Raw genomic sequence first — 18,789 nt, 5'->3', positions numbered from 1 at the left:
CAAATCGGCAGCCTGACTGCCCCAGCGCTTCCACTTAGAAGCCCTAACAAAATGACTTCCTGAGGTGTCGCCAACAGATGATGCAACAAGCGATCTTCAGGAGTGCTTCATGGATGGTGGCGAGGCGTTCGAAACGGACGCGCAATCGCTTGAAGTTGTGTAGCCAGGCAATCGTTCGTTCGACAACCCAGCGGGTTTTGCCAAGACCGCTGCCGTGCGGTTCGCCACGACGGGCGATCTCGGTGGCAATGCCCGCGGCATGAAGCGGTCTGCGGTACTTGTCGTGGTCGTATCCGCGATCACCCTGAACGATGAGTGGCTTGGATAGCGGTCGGCCGCGCTTGCCGCGCAGAGGCGGAATCGCCTCGACCAGCGGCAGCAGTTGGGTGACGTCGTTGCGATTGGCGCCGGTCAGTATCAGCGCCAGTGGTATGCCTTGGGCCTCCGTCAGGAGGTGATGCTTTGAACCGGGTCGCGCGCGATCGGTGGGGTTGGGTCCTGTTTTTGACCCGACCCCACAGCACGAATGGAAGAGGAATCGACGATGACACGTGACCAATCGATGCGGTCCGCCGCACGCAACTTGGCCAGCAACACTTCGTGGAGACGGTCCCAAACACCGGCCTTCTGCCAGGCATGCAGACGTCGCCAGCAACTCATCCCGGAGCCACAGCCCATTTCCTTGGGCAGCATCTCCCAGGGAATGCCGGACTGAAGGACGAACAGAATGCCGGTGAGCACCGCCCGATCGTCCAGCGGCTTGCGGCCGGGATAGCGGGCGCGTCGTGCCTTCGGTGGCGGTAGCAATGGCTGAATGAGTGCCCACAGATCGTCGTCGAGTATTGGTTTGGCCATGTCCTTTGCGCGAGGGAAACAACGCAAAGGTTAACAAAAGTCACTTGAAGTTAACAGCCCTGCAAACTCTTTTTGTTAGGGCTTCTTAAAAGCTCCGGATCCCTGTCCGAACAAACGGCGCCACCTCTCCCTACCTGCTGTGGCGTGCCGTCGATCAGCATGGGAGTCCGCGCCAAATTGGGGGAAAACGACCGTGCCACTTCCAAGAGGCGAGTGAGCACATAGAATGCGCGCATGTCATCCGATCTTCAGCCGGCGATCGCCGTGCTTCAGCTCCGAATTGCGCTGCGCGGCTTGAGTCCGCCGGCTTGGTGACGCGTGGTCATTCCGGAGCACATTACACTGAGTCGGCTACACGATGTCATCCAGGCGGCCATGGGCTGGACGAAGCCATCTTGCCCGTCCAAGGCCGGCGGCACGAACAGCTTGTCAAGCGGCATCAGCGCGGTCGCCGGCACGGCGGCGTGCCCACCAACGTAGAGGGTCAGCGTAGTGGCGTGCGCCGCGAGGAACGCCTCGATCGCTCGGGCCTTGCCGGCGCTGAAGGCCGGGGATGGCCCGGGTCCAGCCATCGCCGAGGCCGTTAACGCGGTCGGCCAACTGGCCCAGCGTGATCACGCCTGCGGCCGCCAACCACCTGTCATTTTCAATTGCCTTGCCGTGGACGAACGCTCCCGCCGTGGTATGTTCTGCCCGTCGCGCGGCCGACGAGGCCGCTTCCCGTCTACCGGAACGCATGAACCAGCCCATCGACACCGCCGACGACGATTTCGTCGACAACTACACTCCGGCCTTGCTGGCCCAGGCCAGCCAGCTGATCTCGGGGGAATTCCACGTGATCGTGCAGGCCAATGGTTTCACCATCTCTGACTGGCGCGTCCTGTCCACGCTGTCCGGCGGCAAGCCAATCAGCATCGGGGAACTGGCGCAGATCTCGGTGACCAAGCAGCCCACCGTGACGCGCCTGCTCGACCGCATGGAGGCGCAGGGCTACGTCAAGCGCATCCCGCACGAGACCGACCGGCGCATCACGCTGGTGCGCATCACGCCGCGCGGGCAGAAGCTGACCTCCACCCTGATCGCACAGGCCCGGGCCCACGAGGACCATGTGCTGGCGCCGCTCGGCAAGAAAAAGGCCGACGAGCTGCGCGCCACGCTGAAGCTGCTGATCCACCTGCACCGCCCTGCCAACTGAGAGCAGGGCCGCGCCTCAGGCCGGCCGGCGCATCTGGAACAGCGTCGACCTGCTGACCTCGTAGTAGTCGGCCGGACCGCCGCCGCGCAGGATGGGGCGTGCGGCGGCGGTGTCATAGACCCCGTCCGGCAGGAAGGCCCGGTCGATATGCACGCCGACGACCTCGCCCAGCACCATCCAGGTATCGAGCATGGCGCCGTCGGCCTGGTTCAGCTGCATGACCTTGGTCGCGCGGCACTCGAACGATACCGGGCTCTCCTGCACGCGAGGCGCCGACACCAGGCGCGACGGCACCGGCGTCAGGCCCGCCAGGCCGAACTCGTCGACCTCGGGCGCGACGCCGGCGCTGGTCATGTTCATGCGCTCGGCCAGCGGGCGCGTCACCAGGTTCCAGACGAACTCGCCAATGTCCTCGACGTTGCGCACGGTGTCCTTGTAGCCGACGCTGGAGAACGCCACCACCGGCGGCGTGTAGTTGAAGACGTTGAAGAATGCGTAGGGCGCCAGGTTGGAGCGCCCGGCCTTGTCCACCGTCGAAATCCAGCCGATCGGGCGCGGGCCGACAATGGCGGCCAGCGGATCGTGCCGCAGGCCGTGACCGCGCGCGGGCTCGTAGAAGTGAATGTCGTCCATGTGCATGTGCGAAGCGTCGTCCCCGCGGGAGCAGGGACGACGAAAGCGTGGGATGGCGCTCAGTACTTGCCGCTCAGCAGCTCGCCGCACCCGGCGACCTCGGTGCGCAGGTCCAGCTTGCGCAGCATCTGCCAGGTGGTGGCCACGGCGGCCGATACCGTCGGGATGCCCGACTCGTCCTGCACCTTCTGGATCGACGGCAGCGACTGCATCTGCACGCAGGCCGACAGCACGATGGCGTCGACACCGGTGGTGTCGATGCGCTTGTAGATCTCCAGCAGGTTGGCCGGATCCTGCGCGGCGACCTGCAGGTTGTCGGGGATCTCCAGGGCGGTGTAGTCCTTGACCTCGATGCCTTCGCTCTCGATGTACTCGACCACCATCTTCGTCAGCGGCTTCATATACGGGCACACCACCGAGACACGCTTCGCGCCCATGGCGCGCAGGCCGTCCACCAGCGCGCCGGCGCTGGTCACCACCGGCGCGGGGTTGCCGTTGTCGACGGTGCGCTGGGTCAGGCGCGCCTCGGAGACGCGGTGATAGCCCTTGCCCATGCTCATGATGGCCACCAGGCAGGCGTAGCCCAGCACGTCGACGCGCGCGTCGGAGAGCTCGATGGCGCAGCGGTCGCTGTCGCGGTCCATGGCTTCCAGCTCTTCCTTCACCACATTCTTCATGCGCATGCGGCTGGAGTGGAAGGTGAAGCGCTCGGCGAAGTCCTTCTCGCGCTCGCGCAACATGGCGGGGATTTCCGTCTCCATGGTGGTATTGGAGGACGGTACGATCTGCCCGATGCGCAACGGCTTCTGGGGCGTCAGCAGAAAAGACATTTACTTGCTCTCGGAAAGGTCGAATGCGTTGAGTTCCGCTTCCTCGGCGTCGAGGTCGAAGGCCTGGCTGGCGCCGTCCAGAAACTGGGCGGGCTGCAGCGGCCGGCGGTTGACGCGCAGGTCGAAGATGTCGAAGCGGTTGTAGTGGCCGGTGATGTCGTGCATCTGGCGCGGCTGGATGCAGCGCGACAGGTCGATGTCGGCGTAGACGATGCCTTCCACGTCGATCAGCGGCTCGCCGATGACGCGGCCATCCGGGCCCAGGAAGCCGGAGAAGGCGCTGTTGCGGCGCGACAGCAGCTCGCGCGCCTTGGGGTTCAGCGGGCTCATGGCCTCGATGATTTCCTCCGACACGGTCGAGCACGACACCGCGGTGAACACCTTGCCCTCGAAGCAGTGGGCGGCGGCGCGCACCTTGATGGCCTCGGCCATGTCGTAGTCGGCCGGGGCCACCGGCAGCGCGATGTAGCTGGCCACGTGCATCAGCTCGCCCTGCGACAGCAGCGAGAAGCGCGCCAGCGTGTTGGTGTTCTCGCCGCAGGCCAGCGAGCCGAGCGGGCCGACGCTGGTCTGGTGCACGCGCAGCGCCGAGGCGTCGCCATTGGCCCAGGTCAGCTTCTCGGCCCAGGTCGGCACCAGCTTGCGGTGGCGCCCCAGGATGCGGCCTTCGTCGCTGATGGTCACCAGCGTATTGAAGAGGGTGCCGACGCCGGTGCGGCTGCGTTCGTTCACGCCAACGATCACGTTGATGTGGTTGGCCTGCGCGGCCTGCGCGATCTTGCGGATCTCCGGGCCGGGGACCTCGATGGAAGCCTTGACCAGCTTCTCGAACCAGGGACTGGCGTCGACCGGGTTAGTCAGCCAGCTCCAGTACGGGTAGCCGGCCACGAACACTTCCGGAAAGGCGACCAGCTTCGCACCGTTGTCGGCGGCCTCCTTGATCAGGCGGCAGACCTTGTCGACCGTGGCGTCGGCATCGAGGAAGACCGGAGCCGCCTGGACGGCCGCAGCCTTGAACTTGGGCAGATTGAGCATATGTGTGCCTCGCTTGCAGCGGTCATCCCCGCTTGCGCGGGGATGACGGGATTTAGACAGCTACCACCGGGTGGCGCAGCTCGCCGATGCCTTCCACCGTGGCTACCACGGTGTCGCCCGGCCACAGCCATTCCTGCGGGGTGCGGCCCGCGCCCACGCCGTCGGGCGTGCCGGTGGCGATGATGTCGCCGGGTTCCAGCGCCATGCCCTTGCTGATGTCCGCGATCAGCGCCGGCACCTTGAACAGCATGTGGCGGGTGTTGGAGCGCTGCTTGGTCACGCCGTTGACGGTCAGCGACAGGTCCAGCGTGTGCGGGTCGGGGATTTCGTCGGCGGTGACGATGACCGGGCCGAACGGGGCATAGGTGTCCTGGCCCTTGGAGTAGATCCACTGGCCGGCGCGGCGGCAGTCGCGTGCCGAGATGTCGATCATCACGCTGTAGCCGAACACGTAGTTGAGCGCGTCGGCTTCCTTCACGCCCTTGCCGCGCGTGCCGATGATGACGGCCAGCTCGACTTCCCAGTCCATCTGCTGGGTGATTTCCTTGTTGTGCTCGATGGCATCGCCCGGGCCGATCACGGTGGTGGGCGGTTTGGAGAAGATCACCGGCTCCTTCGGCAGCTCCTTCGAGGTGTCCAGGCTGCGGCTGGATTCGGCGACGTGCTCGACGTAGTTCAGGCCGATGCCCCAGATGTTCTTGCGCGGGCGCGGGATCGGCGCGAGCAGCTTGACGTTGGAAGCGGGCACGGCCACGCCGAACGGCAGCTTGCCGCGGTACTCGCTCAGCAGCGCGCTGGTCGAGCGCACCGCCTCGGGACCCAGGTCGATGAACTCGAGCATGGTGGCGGGAATATCCACGCCGGCGGCGGCGCCGAAGCGGGCGAGGTCAACGACATTGCCGTCGACGATGGCGCCCAGGCGGGCGGCGGCAGCGACTTCAGCGCGATAGGTTACGAGACGCATGGTTTGATAACTCCGGAAAAGGCCGCATCCGGTGCGGCTGCAAAAATGGGAAAAAGACGTACTGGCCGCGTTCAGAGGACCACCTGATGCCCACCGTTCTCTGCCAGCGCTTGCTCGCGGTACAGGCCCAGCGAATGCATCACCGGCAGGTCGTTGAAGCAGAACAGCACGGCGTCATCGCTGGCCGACGCGTTCGCGTGCTCATGGAAGGCCCACGACGGCACGCAGAAGATGTCGCGCTCGGTCCAGTCGAAGCGCTGGCCGTTGATGACCGAGTAGCCACTGCCCTTGGCTACCTGGTAGATGAAGCTGCCGGTGTGGCGGTGGGCCTGGGTGGCTTCGCCAGGACGCAGCAGCTGCATGCTGGCGCCGATGGTCGGCATCACCGGGCCGCCGGTGACCGGATTGACGTAGTGCATCAGCACGCCGTCGAACGGGCTGCCGTCGGTGACCTTGCTGTGGCGTACCAGCGCCTCGTAGGTCGGCGCCCATTCGTACTTGTAGAGCGGCGAATACGGCTTGGTCCAGTTGCCTTCGTGCGGGCGCAGGCCCTTGCCGCCCCAGATCGCCGGCATGTCGTCGACCGGGTGAGTCACAGCTTGCTGCAGGTCCGGGTGCACGGCGTAGAAACCGGCCTCCATGGCGTTGACCAGCGGAATGTCCAGGCCGTCCTGCCAGATGCAGGTGGTGCCTTCGGCCGCCACGCCATGCTCATGCCAGGTCCCGTTGGGCGTGAGTACGAAGTCGTTGGCGTTCAGCGTCATCTTGTGGCCGTCGACGATGGTGTAGGCGCCGCTGCCTTCCATGATGAAGCGCAGCGCCGACGACGAGTGCGCGTGTGCCGAGGCGGCTTCGCCGGGATGCATCACCTGCAGGCCCGAATAGAGCCAGCCCACTGCTGCCGAAACGTCCTGGCGGCCCGGGTTGTTCAGGTAGATCACGCGGCGGCCGGCCTTCTCCGGCGTTACCAGGTCGACCGAGCGCAGCACGTGATCACGCAGGTCGCGGTAGCGCCACAGCACCGGCACCGATTCTGACTTCGGCTGCCACGGCTCGATCTTGTTGGCCACGGTCCAGAGCGCGCCGGTCTTGAGCGCATCGAGCTCCTTGTAGTAGGCGACCAGCTCGGGCGTGTCTTCCACGTCGGCGCGGCCGGCTACGTTCTCGCGGTAGGTGTCATACGAGGTATTCGACATCGTCTTCCTCTTTGGTCTGGTTTCTCCCTCTCCCGTGGACGAGAGAGGGACGAGCCATCGTCAGGCCGCCGCGCGCTTGATGCTGCGCTCCAGCTGATCCTTGGCGAACAGGTACTGCTTGGGCCATTCCATGCGGCGGTAGCCCAGTTGCGCGGTCTCGCGCAGCAGCCAGGCCGGATCGGCCAGGTACGGGCGCGACAGCGCGCACAGGTCGGCGCGGCCCGAGGCGATGATCCCGTTGACCTGGTCGGCTTCGGTGATCGCGCCCACGGCGATGGTCGGCACGCCTGCCTCGTTGCGCACGCGGTCGGCGAACGGGGTCTGGAACATGCGGCCGTAGACCGGCTTCTGCTCGGGGCTGACTTCCCCTGAAGAGCAGTCGATCATGTCGGCACCGGCTTGCTTGAACAGGCGCGCCATGGCCACCGCGTCGTCGGCGCTGTTGCCGCCTTCGACCCAGTCAGTGGCGGAGATGCGCACCGACACCGGCTTGTCCTGCGGCCATGCCGCGCGCACCGCGCGCAGCACTTCCAGCGGGTAGGCCATGCGGTTCTCCAGCGAGCCGCCGTACTCGTCGGTGCGCTGGTTGGTCACTGGCGAGAGGAAGTTCGACAGCAGGTAGCCGTGGCCGGCCTGCAGCTCCAGCCAGTCAAAGCCGGCGGCGGCGGCACGCCGGGTGGCGGCGACGAAGTCATCGCGCACGCGGTCCATGTCTGCGCGGGTCATGGCGCGCGGCGTCTGCGAAACGCCCGGCAGGTACGGCAGCGCGGAGGCCGAGATCAGCGGCCAGTTGCCCTCGGCCAGCGGGTGGTCCATCTGCTCCCATCCCAGCTGCGTCGAGCCGCGGCGGCCGGCGTGGCCGATCTGCACGCCGATGCGCGCGCTGGTGTGCTCATGCACGAAGCCGACGATGCCGGCGAATGCCCCCGCCTGCTGGTCATTCCACAGGCCCGGGCAACCCTCGGTGATGCGGCCGTCCGGCGACACCGCCGTCATTTCCACCATCACCAGGCCGGCACCGCCCAGTGCGCGGCTGCCCAGGTGCACCATGTGGAAATTGCCCGGCACGCCCATCTGGCACGAGTACATGGCGGTGGGCGACACCACCACGCGGTTCTTCAGTTCCACGCCGCGCACGGTGTACGGCGTCAGCATCGGCGGCACGGCTGTGGCATCCGTGCCGGCGCGTCCGGCCAGCCATGACTCGTAGCCTTCCAGCCAGGCCTTGTCGCGCACGCGCAGGTTCTCGTGCGAAATGCGCTGCGAGCGGGTCAGCAGCGAGTAGGCGAACTGCTCGGGCTCCAGGTCTTCATAGCGCCTGACATTCTCGAACCATTCGGTCGAATTGCGCGCGGCGTTCTGGATCTTGAGCACTTCCACCGAGCGCACCGCCTCGTAGTGCTTCAGCGCATCTTCCAGCGGGCCGTCGGTGTTGCGGAGGGTGCGCGCCAGCTCGATGGCATCTTCCAGCGCCAGCTTGGTGCCGGAGCCGATCGAGAAGTGCGCGGTGTGGGCGGCATCGCCCATCAGCACCACGGGCACCTTCTTTTCCAGGCCGCTGTCGTCGGCCAGGTTGTTCCAGTGCACCCATCGATCGCAGATCACGCGCGGGAACTGGATCCAGATCGCCGAGCCGCGCAGGTGACCGGCGTTACTGATCAGCGGATTGCCGTCCAGGTACGGGGCGAACAGCTTCTCGCAGTAGGCGATGCCCTCTTCCTGGCTCATCTGGTCGATGCCGGCGGCCTTCCAGGTTTCTTCCGGGGTCTCGACGATGAAGGTCGAGGTGCCGTCCTCGAAACGGTAGGCATGCGCCTGGAACCAGCCATGCTCGGTCGGAACGAAGATGAAGTTGAAGGCGTCGAACACCTTCTTCGTGCCCAGCCAGACAAAGCGGCAGTTGCGCGTGTCGATGTCGGGGCGGAAGGTGTCGGCATAGCGCTTGCGCACCACGCTGTTGAGGCCGTCCGAAGCCAGCACCAGGTCGGCGTTGTACTTGCGCGCGATGGCCTGGTCGTCCTCGACGTAGTTCTCGAACACCAGTTCCACACCGACTTCCTCGCAGCGCGCCTGCAGGATGTTCAGCAGCTTCTTGCGGCCGATGCCGATAAAGCCGTGGCCGCCGCTGCGCACCGCGCGGCCCTTGAAGTGGACTTCGACATCGTCCCAGCGGTTGAACGCATCGCCGATGGTCTCGGCCGAGACCGGGTCGGCCTCGCGCAGGTTGTCCATGGTGGCGTCGGAGAACACCACGCCCCAGCCGAAGGTGTCATAGGGACGGTTGCGCTCGACCACCACGACCTTGTTGGCGGGATCCTGGAGTTTCATCAACAGGCCGAAATACAGGCCGGCGGGGCCACCGCCGATACATACAATGTTCATGGCTGCTTCCAATCAGGTTACTACCGGAGCACTCGGAACCCGCACTGCGGGTCCGTCGGCATTCAGACGGTGATTTCGGGATAAGGCTGGTCTGCGGGGGCAGGGCCGTGTTCGATGGCGCCCCGCAGGTCATCGGGCACCGGGATCGCCAGGTGCGTGTCCAGCGAAGTCATCACGATGGTCTGCGTGGCCGCCATGCGCAGCTCGCCGTCTGCGCCGGTGCAGCGCCAGGCCAGCGTGATCGACTTGCCCCCCAGGCGCACCACTTCCAGCTCCAGCCAGACCTGGTCGCCAAAGCGGCTGATCGCCTTGAAGTCCACCTCTAGGTGCACGGTCGGCATGCCCAGCCGGCGCGCGCCGATCACGCCGTGGTAGCCGTCCGGCAACAGGGTGTCGACCCAGCGTTCGATCAGGTCGTTGAACAGCACGAAGTACTGCGGGTAGAAGACGATGCCGGCCGGGTCGCATTCCGAGAAATGGATCTTGTGCTGGCGCCGGAAGGTATGCGTAGTGCTCATGGTCTACGGTTCCTGGGTTTGCGAGTGATCACGCCAGCGCGTGGCGGGCGAGGGCTTCCTTCAGCTTCTTGCCGTGCTCGTCGGCAAGCGCGGCTTCGCGCAGCTCGCGCAGCGTGGCCGGGGCCAGGCGGGCACCCGCGCGCATCACGGCGTTCATCAGGGTCTGGTAGTTGGTCAGGCCGCGCACATGGGTGTCGCTGTAACCCTTCACCAGCCGCTGGCACTGCACCACTTCCAGCGCCAGCGCAGGGTTGAGGCGCGCGGCGGCCAGCACCTGGGCCAGCCAGCCTTCGATACGCTCGGTTTCCAGCGCATAGCGCAGCGTGCTGCGGCGGATGCCGCGCAGACGCGACACCGCCCACAGCATCAGGTAGCCCCGCAGCGAGCTGGTGGTGACCACGCGGCCCGACGTGGTGAAGCGGCGCACCAGGCGGTGCACGAAATGCGGATGCATCAGCCAGCGGCCGAGTCCGGCCGGCAGCGTCTCGCAGATTTCTTCCAGGCGCGGGTGCATGAACTCGTTGATCGCCATCAGCTGCTTGTCGCCGGCGCGCACCTCGCCGCGCACGCGCGCGAAGCGCGAGTCGCGGGTCTTGAGGTCGGCCACGCGAATGGTGTCCTCGTACGACATCCACAGCGCCAGGTGACGCGCGGTTTCGCGCAGCAGCGCGATATCGCCGTTGCCGACGGCCCGCCGCACGGCAGCCAGCCGATCCAGGTACAGGCCGGCGTAGGCTACGTCCTGGTAGTCGATCATGCGGCGCACGCCTTCGACCACGACGGGCCAGTTCTCGGCCGGTTGTTCGGCGCGGGCGCGCTGCAGCAACTGCGCGACCCTGGGATCCTGCGGCTTGAGTTCGCCCAGCGGCTTTGCGGCTTCCGCGGCGGGCGTCTCGGCGGCCTCGGCGATGGCGAACGCCGCGCCAAAAGCGCGCAGGCTGGGCTTCACGCCCACGCCGCCGCGCTCGATGGTGGCTTCGAACTGCGCCCGGCTGAACGGCAGCACGCCGGTACCCGCCAGCGCGCCGAACAGCACGGCGCTGATGACGCTGCCGCTGGCTTCGGCGGCCTGCGCCATGTCGAAGCGCACAAAGCGTTTGGCGGCCTTGCCGGCATGGGCAATCAGCTCATTGCTGTCGACGCGGCCGTCGCCCATCGCGGATTTCTCGGCGATGGAATACACGCGATGGGTGGAAGACACCAGCGTGGTGCGCTCCGGCGTCACCAGCCCGCGCTGCACGGCGCGGCCGGCTTCCATCAGTTCGGAGGCGAGCACCACATCGACATCGCCAGGAGTGGGCATCAGCGCTAGCACCGGCTGGCGGCCGGCCTGTTCGGCCAGATCGCGCGGGAACAGCTCGACGTAATAGATGGTGGCGCCGGTGCGCTGCGCCACGCCGGGCACCGACGTGGTTTGCGCGATATAGCCGTTGTGCTCGCCCAGATCCACGATCCAGTCGGCCAGCACGCCGCCGCCTTCGCCGCCCATGGCCAGGATGGCGACCTTGATCGGCTTGGCGCTGAGGTTGTTGGATGCGTTCACGATTGAACCTCTCGAAACTTGGTGTTCAGAATGCAAGGCGGGTGCGGCGCGCGGCATCGCGGCGCTGCAGGAATCCGATCACGCCGTCGCGCACGCGCTGGCGCAGCTTGTCGATGCGGGTCGGGTTGGTGACGATCTGCGCGCGGTAGAAGGACGGGCACAGCACCGCAGCGTGCGAGACCTCGCCGCACAGGCCGCAGCCCACGCAGCTGTCCAGCACGGAGGCCACCGGATCGGTGCGCAGCGGGTCCGGGTTGGGCTTGATCGTCAGCGAAGGGCAGCCGGACAGCCGGATGCACGAGTGATCGCCGGTGCAGGTGTCCGAATCCACGCCAAAGCGCTCGCGCACCACGCGCTGGCCGTCGGCGATCGCCTTGCGGACCTTGGGCTTCTCGCGGCGCTGCTTGTTCAGCATGCATTCGCTCTGCGCGATCAGCACCTTGGGGCCCCTGGCGCCGGTGGTCAGCGCTTCCTTGAGGGTGGCCTTCATCGCCTTCAGGTCATAGGTGCGGCGGATGGTGCGCACCCATTTGACGCCCACGCCCTTGACCGCGTCCTCGATGGCGTGGCCGGTGCTGCGGGTGTCGTTCAGCGCGGTCGAGGACAGGATGTCCTGCCCGCCGGTGGCCGACGTGTAGCTGTTGTCGACCACGATGGTCAGGTTGTCGCTCTTGTTGAAGACTGCGTTGGCGATGCCGCTGGTTAGGCCGTTGTGCCAGAAACCGCCATCGCCCATCACGGAGATGGCACGCTTGCCGCCGGGCGCGTTCAGCGCCGCGGCGCTGGCGCTGCCCAGGCCATAGCCCATGGTGGTGTTGCCCAGGTTGAACGGCGGCAGGATCGAGAACAGGTGGCAGCCGATGTCGGCGCTCACGTGGTGCTCGCCGATCTCGCGCTCGACCAGCTTCATCGCGGTGAAGATGGGGCGCTCCGGGCAGCCGGTGCAGAAGCCGGGCGGGCGTGCATGCACGCTCTCGTCGACCAGCTTCTGCGGTTCCAGCACCTCGGCGGCCACGGCGTCGACGGTGGCGGTGGGCGCCTGCACCAGGGGGATCACTTTGCGTGCAGGCTTAGGTTCCGGCAGCGGCTCGATCTTGCCGTACTGCTCGAGGAACGCGCGCAGGCCCTTGAGCACGATCGCGGTGTTGTACTCGCCGGCCAGCGGCAGCAGGTCCTTGCCATGCAGCGCCGCGGTGGCGCCGGCCATGCGCAGGATGTTGGCGGCATTCTGCTCGATAAAGTTGGGCTGGCCTTCTTCCAGCACCAGCACGGCACGCTTGCCCGCGCAGAAGCGTTCCCACTCCGAATCGATCAGCGGGTAGGCCACATTCATCACGTACAGCGGGATCTTCGACTCGCCGAACACATCGGCCAGGCCGAGCTGCTCCAGTGCGCGGATCAGCGTGTTGTAGCTGCCCCCCTGCACGGCAATGCCGATGTCATCCATCTCGCCCTGGAAGAACTCATTGAGCTGGCGCTCCTCGATGAACTTCACGGCAGCGGGCCAGCGCTGTTTGACCTTCTCGTGCTCATGCACGAAACTCGCCGGGGGCAGCACGATGCGGCTGAGGTCGCGCGTGGGATGGTCCAGCGCGTCCTGGATCGAGAAGCGGCTGCGGCGGTTGTCTGAGGCGACGAACTGGCCATGCACGTGGCACGAGCGCACCCGCAGCTGGAGCATCACCGGCGTATTGGAAGCTTCGGACAAGTCGAAGCCGTCCTTCACCGCCTGCACGATGCACGGCAGGTTGGGGCGCGGATCGAGCAGCCACATCTGCGACTTCATCGCGAACGCGTGGCTGCGCTCCTGCATGATCGAGGAACCTTCGCCGTAGTCTTCGCCGACGATGATCAGCGCGCCGCCGGTGACGCCGCCCGAAGCCAGGTTGGCCAGCGCGTCGGAGGCCACGTTGGTGCCCACGGTGGCCTTGAACGTTACCGCGCCGCGCAGCGGATAGTTGACCGAGGCGGCCAGCGACGCGGCCGCGGTGGCTTCGCTCGCGCTGTTCTCGAAGCGGATGCCATGCTCGGCAAGGATGTCCTGCGCATCGGCCAGCACGTCCATCAGGTGCGAGATCGGCGAGCCCTGGTAGCCGGCGACGTAGGCGACGCCGGACTCCAGCAGCGCCTTGGTGACCGCGAGGATGCCCTCGCCGCTGAATACCTCGCCGGAACCCAGGCGCAATTTCTTGACTTCTTCGGCAAACGAACGCTCAGCCATGGCTTTTCTTCCTGACGCTCACGTTGGGGTGAGACGAATATAGTTTAAGCAAAAATAGTTCCATAATCATATATATGCACGAAGCTCGAGGTCACGGGGACGGCTTCCGTGGAAGCCGAAGTCCCTCCTCAGGCGATCTATGCGTTGCTTTGCTGGCCGGCGCGGGCCACGACGACTGGTTGCTGTGCCGATGGCAGCAGCGCCACAGCCAGCGCAGCGGCAAGGCCGGCAATAGAGAACGTGATGAAGTTCCAGCCGAAACTCAGGCCTGAGCCGGCCACGTAACCGCCGACGAGCGGGCCGCTCATGGCGCCGAAGCGCGCGAAGCTCAGGGCCCATCCTGTTGCCGCGGCCCGTGCGTGTGCAGGGTAGTATCCGGCCAGATAGCCGGTAAGGATCAGCGATGCCGAGACGCTGCCTACGCCTGCCAGTGCGACCAGCAGGTAGTTGACGGCAACGGAGTTGCGGAACATCAGCGCGCCGATGGCGAGAGCGCCGATCAGGTAGAAAACCGCGACAGTGCCACGTGCGCCTATCCTGTCGGCCGCGCTGCCCAGGAAGAGGCCGCCTACCGCGGAAGCAAGGCTGAAGATAACTAGGAAGGAAAGGCTGGAGCCGAGGTCGTAGCCATTCTTGCGCATGATGGTCGGCAGCCACGTATTGAGGCCGTAGACCAGCAGCAAGCCGAAGAACAGTGCGATCCAGAAGCACGCCGTCGCGCGCAGCTGCTTGCGGGCGAACATGCTCGACATCACGTCGCGCCAGGTGGCGCGGGCGGCGCTGTTGGCGGGCCCGGCTTGTGACGGCAGCCGGCCATGGCCAGTGCGATCGGCCAATGCCTGCGCTTCATCGATCCGCCCTTGCCCCACCAGGTACTCCAGCGATTCGGGCAGCAGCCACGCCATCAGCGGTATCAACACCATGGGCACGGCACCCAGGCCAATCACGCCACGCCAGCCAAGACTGGGCAGCAACCACATCGCAATGAGCGCGGCGCAAAGGATGCCCACGGAATACCCCGAGTACATCAGCCCATAGTTGAAGCTGCGGCGGTGCGGCGGCGAGTACTCGATGGTCAGGGCGGCGGCGACGGGAATGACGCCACCGAGGCCGAGCCCGCCGATGAACCGCAGGATGCCGAAGATGGCGGGCGTCGGCGCATAGGACGCTCCCAGCATGGTCAGCGAGAACAGGGAAACGCAGAGCAGCAGCATGCGGCGACGGCCGATCATCTCGCTCAGCGTGCCGATCAGGAAGGCGCCAAAGAACATGCCGACCAGGGCATAGCTGCTGAGGGCACCGAGTTCCAGCGGCGTCAGGTTCCAGTTGCGGTCGTCGGCGAGTGCGGGCAGTACCGCTCCCATGACGCCGACGTCATAGCCTTCAAAGAGAATCGCAAGAAAGCATACGAAAAGTACGGTATAGGTCGCGCGAGAAGCGGGGCGCCAGGGCTGAGCGGTGCCAGCTGGGGTCATTGTCTATCTCCTGATGGGTGGCGGATGGTGAACCGGAGAAGCCGCCAGGGAACCTGTTTCGCGCGATCGTCGCCCCTCGTTCCACATAGTTTATGTATAAATATATGATTGTGGAAATATTTTTTTTGGGCGACGAAGAAAATCTGATCGGCGCCTCGAAGTGAGGCGCCGGGCTCCTGCTAGAACTTGTGGCGCAGGCCCAGCCCGAAGGTGTTGCCCGGGTTCAGGTCGATCACCTTGTCATAGCGCCAGGCGGCGTAAAGGTCGGTGCGCTTGGAGAACGGGTAGTCGTAGGCCAGCGTGGTGGTGTCGCGGCGGGCCGAGCCCAGCGTCTCGTTGCTGCCCTGCCAGGTACGCACCCACGTTGCCATCAGCGAGCCCGGTCCCAGCGGCGCGCTCGCGCCCACCTGCATGGTGCGGCTGCGTTGCCGGCTCAGTGCGCTGAAGCTATTGTCCGACTGCGCGTACTGGCCGAACAGCTTGACCACCTTGAAGTCATAGGACAGGCCGGCCAGGTAGGCCATCTGGTAGCTGGCGCCGCTGGCCGCGAATTCCGGCGCGTTGACCCCCACGCGCTGCACCGCCAGCGTGGCGCCAAAGTTACCGTTGAAGTAGGTGGCATTGCCGCCGTAGTTCTGCTTGCCCTGGTGGCCGGCGCTCTCGCCGGTCGAGTAGATCGCATTGAAGCGCAGCCCGCCGAAACCGGGGCTCTGGTACAGCACCGAGTTGTCCCAGCCCGTGTCACCTGCGACCGAGTTGCCGACCGGCGCGCCAGGCGGCGTGGTGTAGGCATGCAGGAACATCGGCGAGAACACGGCCGAATCCGCCAGCGGGTTGAACAGCAACATCGACACGAACCACGGCGTGGTGTTGCGGCCGAGCTTGATCGCGCCGAAACCTCCGTTCAGGCCAACATAGGCATTGCGCCCGAACATGACGTCGCCGTCGAAGCGGCCGACCTTGCCATTGTCCGTACGGAAAAAGCTCTCCAGCGTGAACTCGGCGTTCAGGCCATTGCCGAGCGCTTCCTGCCCGCCAATGCCCCAGTACGAGGTGGTCAGGCCGGAACTGTCGACGACCGCGGTGCTGTGCGCATCGCCACTGGCGCGCACGGAGCCGGCAAAGGCATCGATCGCGCCGTAGAGCTGCACGGCGCTCTGGGCCTGTGCGGCGCCCGAGGTGAGGCTGCCGGCGACCGCCACGGCGGCCAGGATCCTGCGTTGGTGCTTCATTTGTCTTCCCTTCCTCTCTCTTCTCTTGTGGACGTCCGCGGTCCTGTCAGGTGGCCGCGATCGCCAGTACCCGCAACGGACTGCCCGACCCGTTCTGGATCTTCAGCGGTGCCGGCACGATCAACGCGCCGGCAGGCGGTAGCTGGTTTAGGTTCCTGCTCCGGAGCATTGCTGATCGACCCCGGACGCACGATCGGCCGGTACAACCCATGCGAGGTGGTTGTTACAAAAAGGTTTCGGCGCGCCTCAACCACCAGGCATCGCGAAAGCTTCCAGAGGCGCATCTTCCCGGATCACCCCGGCCACCGCCGCCAGCCACGGATTCCCTTCATCGCGAAAAATATTCAGTACGTCATAGTGATGGCGGCCGGCGACCGGCGCCAGCGCGTGGACACCTTGCCAGTACGCAGCAATCCGGCGCGCCTGTGCCTTGAAGCCTTCCGTTTCGTCCGCGCCGACCAGCGTGTAAAGCGGCGCATCACTGTCGCGGTCAAGCCGCACCGGGCTCAGGCGGCCGGCGCTGGCCGCATCGAGACCGAGAACGTCGTTGACGCTGGTGTCGACCAGCGGCGCCAGGTCGAAGAGGCCGCTGATCGCAATGGCGCTGCGTACCGGCGCGCCGCCCCCCTTTCCTGCGCCGGCCGTGCTGCCATGCGCCGTCAACATCATTGCCGCCAGGTGGCCACCTGCCGAATGCCCCATCACATGCAGGCGGTCCGGGTCGATGCCGTAGCGCCCGGCATGGCGGTGCAGCCATTGCAGGGCCCTGGCCGTCTGCTCGACCATGCGCTCCAGCGTCGCAGCCGGCGCCAGCGTGTAGTTGTTGACCACGACGGTGATGCCCGCGCGAACCAGTGCCGAGGCAACGAACGAGACATCGCGCTTGTCCCCCGCCTGCCAGTAGCCGCCATGGATAAACATCACCGCGGGCGCGCCGGACCGGGCCGCGGAAAAGATATCCATCCGCTCATCAGGGGCCGCGCCGAACGCCACGTCAGGCTCATGGGCCAGCGCAGCTCGGGCCAAGGCCGAGTGGCGCTGCCAGCCGGCCATCTGGTCGAGCGCATCGGGATGCCGCTGGCGCAGGTTGAAGTCGGCTTCGTTCTGAGGGTTGATGCGTCGCTTGTGAGAATCGAACATCATGCAATCTCTTGGTCGTTGCCCGGGCCGTCAGTGCGCCACCGCCGGTGCCGCCGCGGTGCGCCGGTCGCCTGCCACCACCAGCAAGGCAGCCAGCACTATCACCTCGACGCCGAAGAAAGCCACGAACGCCATCGTGAACGAGTGCGTCAGGTCGATGACCCAGCCCATCAGCGTCGGCGCGATAAAGGTGGAAACGATGCCGCCAAGCTCGGCATAGCCAATGGCAGTCGCGGCCAGCTCCTCGCCATAGCGTTCGCTGACCAGGCTGAAGATTGCACCGCCGGACAGCACCGTCACGCCGCTCAGTCCCGCGATGGTCAGCAGCATCGCCCACGGCATTGCATAGTGTGTGGCGGCGACGAAGCTCAGCGCAGAGACCACCGACAGCAGCGCCCCCAGCTTGATCATGACCAGGCGCGGCATGCGATCCGACAGCCAGCCGCCGATCAGCAGGAAGGCCACCTGCGACAGCCCCATCAGCGTACCGACCAGCGCAGCGTTGGCAACGGGCATGCCCTGCTGCTGGATGAAGGCCGGCACCACCCAGGTCGCCGTTGCCGCCAGCGCGAAGGTGTCGCCAAAGATCGCCAGCCAGCCAACGTAGATCCAGCGCGAGCGGAAGATGCGCGACAGCGGGACGTTGGTCGCGTGGTGATCGACGCTCGGGCCCGCCTGCCACCTGAAGTCCGGGAAGCCGATCTCGCGCGGACTGCCCTTGATCGTCAGCATCCCGAGCAAGCCGACGAGCAAGGTCAGGCCGCCCAGCGCCATCAGGAACACGCGCCAGCCGAGTGCGGCCGCCACCGGGATACCGATGGCGAAGTCGAGCGTGATCGCCAGGCTGAAGGCCGCCAGCAGTATGCCCATGGTCGCGCCGTGGCGTTCCGACGGGAACCAGCCGACGATCAGCTTCATTGTGCCGACCCAAACTGCCGCGTCGAAGAAGCCGATCAGCAGGCGCGCCGCCACCAGCTCGGCAAAGTTGTCGGCGCCGGCCTGCGCCAGCATGAACACGCCTGTTCCCAGCAAGCCGATGGCAAAGAGCCGGCGTGCCGACCAGCGCCTTGCGAACGGCGACCAGAACAGCATGCCGATGCAGTAGGTGATGGCGAAGGCGCCTTGCACGAAGCCGGCCTGTGTCGGGCTCAGGTGCAGCGCTTCCGACACGAAGGTCATCACGGCCGCGAAGCCGTACCAGTCGCCGGCGAGGAACAGTTCGCCCAATACGCCGATCGCCAGCGCGTAGTACTGCCAGTTACGGATTTTCCGGCGCTGGGCCGGGTCTGCCTGCATCCAAAGCATGGGGCGCTCCCTAGTCGTCTCACTGTCTGTTATTCCGCCTTGGGCGGTTCCGCGTCGGCCGGCATCAGGGCCAGGCGATGGCGGTGGACGCATTGTTGGGCAACACGGTGGGCGTCGCAGTCCGGAAACCGCAACGGACATCCGAATCCCGCAACGATTTGGCGTGGCGCGTCCGCGGCGGCCCCGCCCGTCGATAAGATGCACTCGCACCTGCCGCCAGTGGCCCGTCGTCACGGCAATCCATGCCGTCCCCGGAACCAGGCAG

Annotated in this window: 16 protein-coding genes and 1 pseudogene; 2 read left to right on the top strand and 15 right to left on the bottom strand. The window is 66.0% G+C overall.

Annotated features, from left to right (window positions below; translation table 11 throughout):
• Positions 1-43: 43 nt before the first annotated feature.
• Positions 44-855 (bottom strand): IS5 family transposase gene (locus AC1Q6V_RS29235; protein WP_284494956.1). Its coding sequence is split into 2 segments (ribosomal slippage): positions 44-507 and positions 507-855, totalling 813 coding nucleotides; the frame shifts between segments, so codons are not numbered across the junction.
• Positions 856-1,173: 318 nt separating this feature from the next.
• Between AC1Q6V_RS29235 and AC1Q6V_RS29230 the strand changes: the two genes are divergently transcribed.
• Both AC1Q6V_RS29230 and AC1Q6V_RS29225 read left to right on the top strand, forming a co-directional pair.
• The gene (locus AC1Q6V_RS29230) at positions 1,174-1,335 is read left to right on the top strand and encodes a hypothetical protein (protein ID WP_350146233.1); all 162 of its coding nucleotides are present in this window, start codon (positions 1,174-1,176) and stop codon (positions 1,333-1,335) included.
• Positions 1,336-1,591: 256 nt separating this feature from the next.
• Positions 1,592-2,050: a MarR family winged helix-turn-helix transcriptional regulator gene (locus AC1Q6V_RS29225; protein ID WP_284494955.1), complete on the top strand. Its 459-nt coding sequence runs from the start codon at positions 1,592-1,594 to the stop codon at positions 2,048-2,050.
• 15 nt (positions 2,051-2,065) lie between these two features.
• On the opposite strand, the gene AC1Q6V_RS29220 is transcribed toward AC1Q6V_RS29225, so the two are convergent.
• The 14 genes and pseudogenes from AC1Q6V_RS29220 to AC1Q6V_RS29155 all read right to left on the bottom strand — a co-directional run bounded on the left by AC1Q6V_RS29220 (position 2,066) and on the right by AC1Q6V_RS29155 (position 18,524).
• Complete coding sequence (locus tag AC1Q6V_RS29220; RefSeq protein WP_284494954.1) at positions 2,066-2,689, bottom strand: flavin reductase family protein; 624 nt, start codon at positions 2,687-2,689, stop codon at positions 2,066-2,068.
• Between the two features lie 53 nt (positions 2,690-2,742).
• Positions 2,743-3,513: a maleate cis-trans isomerase family protein gene (locus AC1Q6V_RS29215; protein ID WP_284494953.1), complete on the bottom strand. Its 771-nt coding sequence runs from the start codon at positions 3,511-3,513 to the stop codon at positions 2,743-2,745.
• Positions 3,514-4,548 carry a carbon-nitrogen hydrolase family protein gene (locus AC1Q6V_RS29210; RefSeq protein WP_284494952.1) on the bottom strand — a complete coding sequence of 345 codons (1,035 nt, stop codon included), beginning with the start codon at positions 4,546-4,548 and terminating at the stop codon, positions 3,514-3,516.
• Between the two features lie 52 nt (positions 4,549-4,600).
• Positions 4,601-5,512, bottom strand: coding sequence for a fumarylacetoacetate hydrolase family protein (locus AC1Q6V_RS29205; protein ID WP_284494951.1), 912 nt, complete (start codon positions 5,510-5,512; stop codon positions 4,601-4,603).
• Between the two features lie 71 nt (positions 5,513-5,583).
• Complete coding sequence (locus AC1Q6V_RS29200) at positions 5,584-6,708, bottom strand: cupin domain-containing protein (protein WP_114133228.1); 1,125 nt, start codon at positions 6,706-6,708, stop codon at positions 5,584-5,586.
• 60 nt (positions 6,709-6,768) lie between these two features.
• Entirely contained in the window at positions 6,769-9,090 is a 2,322-nt protein-coding gene (locus tag AC1Q6V_RS29195; protein WP_284494950.1) for a bifunctional salicylyl-CoA 5-hydroxylase/oxidoreductase, read from the bottom strand.
• 62 nt (positions 9,091-9,152) lie between these two features.
• Positions 9,153-9,608, bottom strand: a complete 456-nt coding sequence (locus AC1Q6V_RS29190) for an acyl-CoA thioesterase (RefSeq protein ID WP_284494949.1) — start codon at positions 9,606-9,608, stop codon at positions 9,153-9,155.
• Positions 9,609-9,636: 28 nt separating this feature from the next.
• Positions 9,637-11,097 carry an indolepyruvate oxidoreductase subunit beta family protein gene (locus tag AC1Q6V_RS29185; RefSeq protein ID WP_434475898.1) on the bottom strand — a complete coding sequence of 487 codons (1,461 nt, stop codon included), beginning with the start codon at positions 11,095-11,097 and terminating at the stop codon, positions 9,637-9,639.
• A gap of 79 nt (positions 11,098-11,176) precedes the next feature.
• Entirely contained in the window at positions 11,177-13,372 is a 2,196-nt protein-coding gene (locus tag AC1Q6V_RS29180; protein WP_284494947.1) for a thiamine pyrophosphate-dependent enzyme, read from the bottom strand.
• 137 nt (positions 13,373-13,509) lie between these two features.
• Positions 13,510-14,847: an MFS transporter gene (locus AC1Q6V_RS29175; RefSeq protein ID WP_284494946.1), complete on the bottom strand. Its 1,338-nt coding sequence runs from the start codon at positions 14,845-14,847 to the stop codon at positions 13,510-13,512.
• Positions 14,848-15,026: 179 nt separating this feature from the next.
• Positions 15,027-16,079, bottom strand: coding sequence for a porin (locus AC1Q6V_RS29170; RefSeq protein ID WP_284494945.1), 1,053 nt, complete (start codon positions 16,077-16,079; stop codon positions 15,027-15,029).
• A gap of 46 nt (positions 16,080-16,125) precedes the next feature.
• A pseudogene (locus AC1Q6V_RS29165) lies at positions 16,126-16,236 on the bottom strand (cyclase family protein); the annotation flags it as partial.
• Positions 16,237-16,325: 89 nt separating this feature from the next.
• Positions 16,326-17,222, bottom strand: coding sequence for an alpha/beta hydrolase (locus tag AC1Q6V_RS29160; protein ID WP_284494944.1), 897 nt, complete (start codon positions 17,220-17,222; stop codon positions 16,326-16,328).
• Between the two features lie 27 nt (positions 17,223-17,249).
• A complete protein-coding gene (locus AC1Q6V_RS29155) occupies positions 17,250-18,524 on the bottom strand; it encodes an MFS transporter (RefSeq protein ID WP_284494943.1) in 1,275 nt (424 codons plus the stop codon).
• Positions 18,525-18,789 lie beyond the last annotated feature (265 nt).

Source organism: Cupriavidus sp. GW823-FHT07B10, assembly GCF_058794355.1.
This window is presented reverse-complemented; position numbering and strand designations above follow the sequence as displayed.

Bases quoted from the DNA above. Each gene is read 5' to 3' on its own strand.
- AC1Q6V_RS29225 (WP_284494955.1), top strand. From the start codon at position 1,592: ATGAACCAGCCCATCGACACCGCCGACGACGATTTCGTCGACAACTAC.
- AC1Q6V_RS29220 (WP_284494954.1), bottom strand. From the start codon at position 2,689: ATGCACATGGACGACATTCACTTCTACGAGCCCGCGCGCGGTCACGGC.
- AC1Q6V_RS29215 (WP_284494953.1), bottom strand. From the start codon at position 3,513: ATGTCTTTTCTGCTGACGCCCCAGAAGCCGTTGCGCATCGGGCAGATC.
- AC1Q6V_RS29210 (WP_284494952.1), bottom strand. From the start codon at position 4,548: ATGCTCAATCTGCCCAAGTTCAAGGCTGCGGCCGTCCAGGCGGCTCCG.
- AC1Q6V_RS29205 (WP_284494951.1), bottom strand. From the start codon at position 5,512: ATGCGTCTCGTAACCTATCGCGCTGAAGTCGCTGCCGCCGCCCGCCTG.
- AC1Q6V_RS29200 (WP_114133228.1), bottom strand. From the start codon at position 6,708: ATGTCGAATACCTCGTATGACACCTACCGCGAGAACGTAGCCGGCCGC.
- AC1Q6V_RS29195 (WP_284494950.1), bottom strand. From the start codon at position 9,090: ATGAACATTGTATGTATCGGCGGTGGCCCCGCCGGCCTGTATTTCGGC.
- AC1Q6V_RS29190 (WP_284494949.1), bottom strand. From the start codon at position 9,608: ATGAGCACTACGCATACCTTCCGGCGCCAGCACAAGATCCATTTCTCG.
- AC1Q6V_RS29185 (WP_434475898.1), bottom strand. From the start codon at position 11,097: ATGGGCGGCGAAGGCGGCGGCGTGCTGGCCGACTGGATCGTGGATCTG.
- AC1Q6V_RS29180 (WP_284494947.1), bottom strand. From the start codon at position 13,372: ATGGCTGAGCGTTCGTTTGCCGAAGAAGTCAAGAAATTGCGCCTGGGT.
- AC1Q6V_RS29175 (WP_284494946.1), bottom strand. From the start codon at position 14,847: ATGACCCCAGCTGGCACCGCTCAGCCCTGGCGCCCCGCTTCTCGCGCG.
- AC1Q6V_RS29170 (WP_284494945.1), bottom strand. From the start codon at position 16,079: ATGAAGCACCAACGCAGGATCCTGGCCGCCGTGGCGGTCGCCGGCAGC.
- AC1Q6V_RS29160 (WP_284494944.1), bottom strand. From the start codon at position 17,222: ATGATGTTCGATTCTCACAAGCGACGCATCAACCCTCAGAACGAAGCC.
- AC1Q6V_RS29155 (WP_284494943.1), bottom strand. From the start codon at position 18,524: ATGCTTTGGATGCAGGCAGACCCGGCCCAGCGCCGGAAAATCCGTAAC.